The sequence below is a fragment of the Peribacillus sp. P4_C12 genome (assembly GCF_056402095.1).
In genome coordinates, this window is record NZ_JBFUIB010000154.1 from 1 (window position 1) to 7,773 (window position 7,773).

The 7,773-nt window shown below is 37.8% G+C and carries 10 protein-coding genes; 3 read left to right on the forward strand and 7 right to left on the reverse strand.

Annotation, left to right across the window (positions count from 1 at the left end; genetic code table 11):
- On the forward strand, positions 1 to 472 hold a 472-nt coding region (locus tag AC1DUW_RS16815), incomplete at its 5' end, for a transposase (RefSeq protein ID WP_477643016.1).
- Between the two features lie 159 nt (positions 473 to 631).
- Here AC1DUW_RS16815 and AC1DUW_RS16820 read toward each other — a convergent pair.
- From AC1DUW_RS16820 to AC1DUW_RS16835, 4 genes are all read right to left on the reverse strand, one after another.
- Positions 632 to 1,387 carry a DUF3603 family protein gene (locus AC1DUW_RS16820; RefSeq protein WP_477643019.1) on the reverse strand — a complete coding sequence of 252 codons (756 nt, stop codon included), beginning with the start codon at positions 1,385 to 1,387 and terminating at the stop codon, positions 632 to 634.
- 108 nt (positions 1,388 to 1,495) lie between these two features.
- Positions 1,496 to 2,266: a DUF2268 domain-containing putative Zn-dependent protease gene (locus AC1DUW_RS16825; protein WP_053344995.1), complete on the reverse strand. Its 771-nt coding sequence runs from the start codon at positions 2,264 to 2,266 to the stop codon at positions 1,496 to 1,498.
- A gap of 183 nt (positions 2,267 to 2,449) precedes the next feature.
- Positions 2,450 to 3,688, reverse strand: coding sequence for a beta-ketoacyl-ACP synthase II (fabF, locus tag AC1DUW_RS16830; protein ID WP_252433810.1), 1,239 nt, complete (start codon positions 3,686 to 3,688; stop codon positions 2,450 to 2,452).
- A gap of 40 nt (positions 3,689 to 3,728) precedes the next feature.
- The gene (locus AC1DUW_RS16835) at positions 3,729 to 4,664 is read right to left on the reverse strand and encodes a beta-ketoacyl-ACP synthase III (protein WP_053344993.1); all 936 of its coding nucleotides are present in this window, start codon (positions 4,662 to 4,664) and stop codon (positions 3,729 to 3,731) included.
- Positions 4,665 to 4,860: 196 nt separating this feature from the next.
- On the opposite strand from AC1DUW_RS16835, the gene AC1DUW_RS16840 reads away from it, so the two are divergent.
- Positions 4,861 to 5,082 (forward strand): hypothetical protein, encoded by a 222-nt coding sequence (locus AC1DUW_RS16840; protein ID WP_053344992.1) that lies wholly within the window; start codon positions 4,861 to 4,863, stop codon positions 5,080 to 5,082.
- A gap of 47 nt (positions 5,083 to 5,129) precedes the next feature.
- On the opposite strand, the gene AC1DUW_RS16845 is transcribed toward AC1DUW_RS16840, so the two are convergent.
- The 3 genes from AC1DUW_RS16845 to AC1DUW_RS16855 all read right to left on the reverse strand — a co-directional run bounded on the left by AC1DUW_RS16845 (position 5,130) and on the right by AC1DUW_RS16855 (position 7,318).
- Positions 5,130 to 5,312, reverse strand: coding sequence for a ComZ family protein (locus AC1DUW_RS16845; RefSeq protein WP_053344991.1), 183 nt, complete (start codon positions 5,310 to 5,312; stop codon positions 5,130 to 5,132).
- 344 nt (positions 5,313 to 5,656) lie between these two features.
- The gene (locus AC1DUW_RS16850) at positions 5,657 to 6,487 is read right to left on the reverse strand and encodes a hypothetical protein (RefSeq protein ID WP_477643017.1); all 831 of its coding nucleotides are present in this window, start codon (positions 6,485 to 6,487) and stop codon (positions 5,657 to 5,659) included.
- Positions 6,488 to 6,589: 102 nt separating this feature from the next.
- Complete coding sequence (locus AC1DUW_RS16855) at positions 6,590 to 7,318, reverse strand: alpha/beta fold hydrolase (RefSeq protein WP_477643018.1); 729 nt, start codon at positions 7,316 to 7,318, stop codon at positions 6,590 to 6,592.
- Positions 7,319 to 7,633: 315 nt separating this feature from the next.
- Between AC1DUW_RS16855 and AC1DUW_RS16860 the strand changes: the two genes are divergently transcribed.
- Positions 7,634 to 7,773: YjzD family protein (locus AC1DUW_RS16860; RefSeq protein WP_477643020.1), on the forward strand; the 140-nt coding region annotated here is incomplete at its 3' end.

Sequence of the window (7,773 nt, forward strand, 5' to 3'; positions counted from 1 at the left end):
ACCCTATACACGTCCTCGTACAAAAGAAGGATTCTATCGCAAACATGAATATATTTACGATGAACATTTTGATTGTTACCTTTGCCCTTCGGGCGAGACTTTAAAGTACTCAACAACAAATAAAGAGGGCTATCGCGAGTACAAATCGCCAAAACACATTTGTGCAACATGCTCATCTTTATCACGGTGTACAGAGAGCAAAGACCACCAAAAAGTGGTGACACGGCATATCTGGCAAGCATATGTGGAAGAAGCAGATCATCTGCGTACTCATCAAGATGTAAAACCTATATATGCGAAACGTAAAGAAACGATTGAGCGTGTATTCGCAGATGCAAAAGAAAAGCATGGTATGCGTTGGACTACTTTAAGGGGACTTAAAAAATTGTCGATGCAAGCGATGCTTACTTTCGCTGCCATTAATTTAAAGAAGATGGCCAATTGGACATGGCAAGGTCCAAAAATGGCCTAACAGAGTGGGCTCGTAGAGCCCCAATATCTTAACCTTGGACCAAAATTCAAAGGGAATTTCAAAAGGGGTTCGGAATTTTATAATTCCGAACCCCTTTTGTCTACAAACTGAGACGATCCTAATCGGATCGTCTTTTCTTTTTGTGAATGTTAAATGCTCCTATAATATCGATGGACTATCTCCTGTCTCTACTTGCCAAAGMTTTTCAAAAAATGGCTGCCCCTTTACTAAATTTTCGCATAGTTGTAGGTGTTTTTCTGACCAGCCTTCCTTCATTTCCTCATATAACTCAAGCCAAGCTATTTGAAAATCCATTTCTTGAATGCTTTCATATTTTTCTGGAGCCCATTCTGTATACCAATAACGGATTTCAGCAGTGTTTTTCGCTGTAAATAATTGATCCATGGCCATGAATAGAAGCTGCTTAAGCTGTCTTTCTTTTCTTGTCAATCCATTCATAAATAAGGGTGACGGCGATAAAATATGATATTCTTTCTCAGATGTAGGTTTTTCAGTAAAAGTGTAATCCATCTCATCATGGTTTTCTATCATGTCATAAACAATTTGTTCCTGCCGAGGAATTATTCTGCTTTTCCGAATCGGAATATGATAACCTATTGTATCTACAGCTAGAATTCCATTTCCATCGGTAACGATAAAACAATAGTCAAGCTGAATTCGTTCATGGTTTTTCCTTGCATACGCTTTTTGATAGACATCGCTAAGCAATGGCTTAGGTAATTCTGATAAGTCATTTTCTATGTAGTGGAAGAGTGTTGCTGAGACTTTCAACAGAGGAACTTGATCTAATAGCTCAATACCATCATCCTTCCTCCATTCATGAAAATGACAAATATTATAGCCGTTTTCTTCTCCTTCAAACCAATTAACCCATACATCATGAAGATATAACATCATTCATCCCTCACTTAAACAAATTTCTGTTTGTCAATCAGTATAGGCAGGAACCAGACATTTTATTCCTATTCTAGAAAACAGATTAAGAAAAATAGAACGTATAAATTAGTTCTTTTCTGTTAAGAATTTTTCAGATTGGATAATGAATGATTTTTTTACAGAGAGCTTTTCAGCATTTTTCGCCAGATAGTATCCTGTACAGTATCCTAGCATATACGGATACCCTTTCTTCCCCAGCAGAAGAACATCATGAAGCGGGTCTGTACGCTTTATGGTATGCTTTGCTTTTAAGTGCTTACTCCAAAATCCCCGGAGTTTGTCTTCCTGATATAACTTTGTCCATTTCGCTAAATATCCCGTTCCTAAATATTTACTAACAGTTCTTTCAGCGAGCCCTTCCATAATCATCGTATCGAGAAGTGTATAATCTTTCTGTTCTTTTTTCAATTGGTGTAATCGGCAAACATGATGATATTCATGAATCAAAAGGGCCTCCATTTCCTTTTCCGCTATACCATTGTCATAAAAAAGAAACAATTTATCTTTAAAAGCCAATCCTGATTTCGTTTCAATAGATTGCTTCCACATCCCTGAAGACATAAGAGGAAAAATATAAATGGGAACGTCTGGACCTTCCCATAACTTCTTATAAGAAGTAAAAAGGCTTTGTGTCTTTTCCCAAACATTATTTTCTGTTAAGTTTCCCCATGTATTTTTCGTTTTTTGATTTGGAGAATACATGCCGTGCTTTTGTAAGTGGCGATAAATCATATCTCCATTAATATTGTTGTTGAATTTATCTTTCAGTCTGTCCATCATCTGAACCGGGCGGTCGAAGTCCTTCTTCAACCATTCATTTGTTGAAATAACACCCATCCCATACACCCCCGCCTCTTTTAACTATCGTATGATTTTATAATTGCGGGTGACACATATTATTTCCCTATACATGTTTAAGAATGAAAAAAAGCTTTCTATCAAAGAAGGTAACCAGTTCGGTCCATGGACCATCACAAACAAAAAAAGAGCAAATCTCTAAAGATTTGCTCTTAACATTAATTATTGATATTTTTTGAAAAGAATAGTTGCGTTATGACCGCCAAACCCAAGTGAATTGCTGATGGCCGCATTAATTTCACTTTTCCTTGCTTGATTTGGCACATAGTCCAAATCACACTCAGAATCCGGTGTTTCAATATTAATAGTCGGTGGCAAAATGCTGTCTCTGATTGCCTGAATGGTGAAAATTGCTTCGACTCCACCTGCTGCCCCTAACATATGTCCAGTCATTGACTTTGTAGAGCTTAATGCAAGTTTATATGCATGGTCACCAAAGACTTCTTTGACTGCCATCGTTTCATATTTATCATTGTAAGGCGTACTTGTTCCATGGGCGTTTACATATTGGATGTCTTCCGGTTTCAAACCTGCATCATCAATCGCAATCTTCATCGCTCTTGCTCCACCTTCTCCACCAGGCGCTGGTGCCGTAATGTGGAAAGCATCTCCAGTCGATCCATATCCAGCTATTTCAGCATAAATCTTGGCTCCACGGTTTAATGCATGTTCTAAATCTTCAAGAATAATAACCCCAGCTCCTTCTCCGATTACAAACCCATCACGGTTTGCATCAAAAGGACGGCTTGCCGTTTTTGGATCAGGATTTGTCGATAAAGCCGTGTTCGCACAGAAGCCTGCAACCGACATTTTCGTGATCGGCGCTTCGGCACCACCTGTGATCATTACATCGGCATCGCCACGTTGAATTGCTTTAAACGCGTCACCAATTGAATTTGTTCCAGTTGCGCAAGCTGTTACCGTACAAGAATTGATTCCCTTAGCTCCTAGCAAGATAGAAACCTGGCCAGCAGCCATATCCGGAATCATCATTGGCACGAAAAATGGACTTACACGCTTATAGCCTCTGTTTAAAAAGTTTTCATGTTGTGTTTCAAGCGTCTCTAGTCCACCAATACCTGAACCAATCCAAACACCAACACGTGTGGCATTTTCATCTGTAATTTCTAGCTTACTATCATTTAATGCCATAACTGATGCAGCAATGGCATAATGCGTAAAACGGTCCATCTTACGCGCTTCTTTACGATTGATATATGTCTCAATATCGAAGTCTTTTATTTCAGCAGCCACTTTTACAGGAAATTCCTCAGCATTCAAGCGTGTTAATGGCCCTATCCCTGAGTTCCCCTCAATTATATTCTTCCATCCAGTTTCTGCATCATTACCAACTGGAGAGATTGCTCCAATACCTGTTACAACAACACGGCGATTAGTCATTAGAAATGGCTCCTTCGTACGATTATTTTGTTTTCTATTTTTATTTCCCCCACCTAAGAGCAATTGCTCCCCAAGTGAGTCCTCCACCAAAACCGACCATAATGATTAGGTCATTTTCCTTAATCCTGCCCGCTTCCATTTCTTCTACAAGAGCAATCGGAATCGATGCTGAAGAGGTATTTCCATATTTATGAACCGTCTTTGTCATTTTTTCAACTGGCAGACCCAAACGTTCCCTCGAAGCTTCCATAATTCGAATATTGGCTTGATGAGGGACAAGTAAATCCACATCTTCTTTTGTCAATCCCGCTTTATCTAGTACACTCAGGCTAGATTCTCCCATCTGACGGACAGCAAACTTAAACACTTCACGTCCGTTCATAGAAATAAAATCTCCTTCCTGTAATAAATGCTTACCACCAGTTCCATCTGCACCTAATTCGAAGGAAAGAATCCCTTTCCCATCTGCAACAGGCCCAAGGACAGCAGCACCGGCTCCGTCCCCAAATAGGACAGCAGTATTGCGGTCTTCCCAATTTGTTATTTTTGAAAGCTTTTCAACACCAACAATTAGCACATGCTTATAAGCACCTGTCTGAATAAATTGCTGTGCTGAAATCATCGCATACATAAAGCCAGCGCATGCAGCACTAACATCCATAGCCGCCGCCTTATTTGCTCCTAATTTCTCCTGAATCATACAAGCAATAGAAGGAAACGACTGATCAGGTGTCACGGTAGCTACAAGAATTAAATCTATCTCGTCCGCTGAGACTTCTGCATTTATCAATGCAGCTTTTGCCGCTCCATAAGCCATATCAGAAGTATTCGTATTATCATCGGCAATTCTTCTTTGCTCGATACCTGTTCTAGTCCGAATCCACTCGTCAGAAGTGTCCATGATTTTTTCTAAATCCGCATTTGTAACGATTTTTTCGGGTAAGTAGCGTCCAAGCCCTAATATTCCAGCGTTCATTTTGCCATCCCCTTATTTATTTTAATAAATAATTATCATCATCTATTATTACCTGGTACTAATTTTATATAAAAAAACTCTTCCTTGCAAGAGCTAACAGTTTGAAAGTATAAAAGAATCTGTTTCTTGAATCGGACAAGGGCCTACGCTAAGGTGTTTTATAGACATACATTATAGAAAAAAGGAGGAATTTATTATGGACATTTTCACTCGCAACAATCGAAGTACACAAGATGATCATTTTTCAGATTTGATGTTTGGTAGAAAAGCGGAGCCTGAACTCCAAAAGGAGGAATCAAAAGTTGACTACATGCAATTGATGGTGAGCGTAGAAACATTAATGGGATTATATGACCAATACAAACCAACCATTCAGAAAATGAACCCATTGATTACCAAGTTCTTAAACAAAGATTAACTGAAAAAAATGATGGCTGTCCGCATGACTGGACAGCCTAAGCTTAATTAACGCTGAGCATCTTGTTTACCAAGCTCATAAGCTTCTTGCATCACTTTTTTAAACAGGTCCATGAACGGCTCTGCCATATCCATTGAAAAAGGAATTCCGTTTGCCTCCAGCTTTGCTTTAGCCTCTGGGAAGTATTTCATAGCGATTCCCATAAATTCAAGTGTTTTATCTGAACTCATTTTTAGTTGCCTCCTTATCTACTTGATAATTTACCAGATAATCATTTTTTCACTTAAAGAATATCTCATTATTATCATAATTCCCCTTAGCCCTTTCGTAAAGGCACAGACATTAAAAAATGAATTTCCTGATAGTTTTATTCCATTCATTAAAGTACGACGCATATAAGATACAGGCCAAATTAACAGGTTATGGACTTTTCCTAGAATTAATGTCTTTCGATACTGTACCTGCCTTGTCATATACATTTACCCAAAATAGGATTTGATATTCATGTTTTTAGTTTCTTGAATTACTCGTACCCCTTTTAACAGTGCTTCTAGAGTTTAACCAAAGGCTCTCTTTAATCACGCATTCTCCACTTTTTAAGTAAGTTTAATCGTTTATTATGTTTCCTTTGTAAGGAAACACCTTCTTCTGGACCCGTTTTACTTTGCACCTCATAGACGGTCCCTTTTATTATCTTAGTTGCTGGTTGAATAAATAAGTAATCAATACTTTCTCCAAAAATAAACTTGGCACATTTATTCCAGTGATCATCTATACTGCTGCACAGCTGGATTTTTCTATCTGATAAGGTAGCAACTCTTTCTAAAGCGTTCACAAAATCAGTAATAAAGAGCGCATCCTCGGTATATTCACGAGCAAGCGTAGCTTTGATAGCTGATTGTTCAAGTTGGTTGATTCCGGCTTCAAAGCACATGCTTTCGGGTTGCCAGGGGCCATAAATGGTCGGTAAAAATATGATTTTAACAGAAGCAATTCCTTCGATTGAGGTTATTATTGACTGGAAATCCTCCACATCCTCTTCAACAGGCATGAGAATCACAATATTTGGCGTTTCATCTAAGCCATTTTTTTTGCATTTCTCAAGAAAGAAAACGATATCGTCTATAAGACAATTGATTCTACCTATTTTACCTTTTCTAATATCGTAACAAGATATAAAAACAGTGTCCTGCTGGGAAATATCTAATAATCTAAGTTTATTTATCGGAAAATATATAAAATTAGCACTTCGACCAATTTCAAGTTCCTTTTCTTCTATAATATACTGACTTGCTTGGGAATCTGTCCAATCAATTCCGATTACCTCTTCGCCCTGATTCAATAAATATTGGGTCACATAGAAACCTACAAATTGATAAGCGCCAATGACAATGAATGTTTGCATAAATACAGCCTCCTCGTATGCCATCAAGCTCGCTTCATCCGGCACGTCAAGTTTTTTTAGATGCTGTATCGTATGCAAACTAATGTGAAAATATATCCACTCTTATAAAGACTCTTCATTCTCATTAAAAAACTTCTGAATTTGATAAGGTATTTTATAGCGTTTTTCAGGTAATAAATAAGTTAGCTGCAAGTCAGCCTTTCTAGCCAGTTGGATTTTCCGATAAAAGGAGGCTTGTTCTTTACGCAAGCTTCCAAAAACCTGAATTACTTTTACAGGGATGTTCTCCTCAATTAACGGATCTTCAGAATCCAGAATATGCTGTTCACATTCGGCTGGGTTCATCTCATAAGCAGCCGAAACCTCAGTCAACCACTTTTTATAAAAAAACTTATTTTCCTTTTCTTTTTCCAGTTGTGCTTTCAATGAAAAAACTGGATCAATAAGAACGACAGAACGTATTTTACTTCCTAGTTCATTCATTAGCCTTAATGCGAGAAGTGCGCCTGTCCCCTCTGCCAACACATGAATCCTTTGATTGACTATTTCCTTTTTCATGAAGAGAATATATAGTTTAAGGGAAAGATCAAGAGCTCTTGGACTACCCCAACTGGCTCCGTGGAAATTGGATGAAAATAGTGTGTATCCGCATTCTTTTAAATACTCCAATATTCGTAACCTGCCAGGATGCTGGAGCCAAAAGCTGCTGTCTTTTTCGACAAAATGACTACGGTCTCCGATTACCATTACGGAAAAACCACTGGGCTGCTCCGGATAATAGACGATACTCCATTGGTCATCAATTTGAAAAGTTCGCTGTTCCAGTTCCATCTTTTAAACTCCTTTAAGGAATATTCCTACAAATACTACTACTACTTAATTTATGTCGAAATATTGAAAAGGTCAGGGGAGACGCCTATTTTCTTTTCATAAATTAATCAAGCTGGAATAATTTTGTGAAGATCTCGAAATAATATCGTTTTTCTTCTTACTAAAGACAACTTTTCATTCCCAACCCATCTGTCAGAAAAGATTACTTTGTTATACTGTATTTAATTATTTAATGGTTATTATGAAAAAGCCGTTTTAACTGTATATTAATTATRGTAAGATAAAAATGAATGTAGTGGAATGAGGTGAAATTCGATGCGTTATGCTTGGACTATTTTTTGGACATTCTTATTAGTGCATATGACTGTATATGTTGTTTCTTCCATGATCGGAGTTTCATACGATGCTGCACAGGGAACAATTTTAGGAATCGCTGCGGCTATTCTAATATGTAT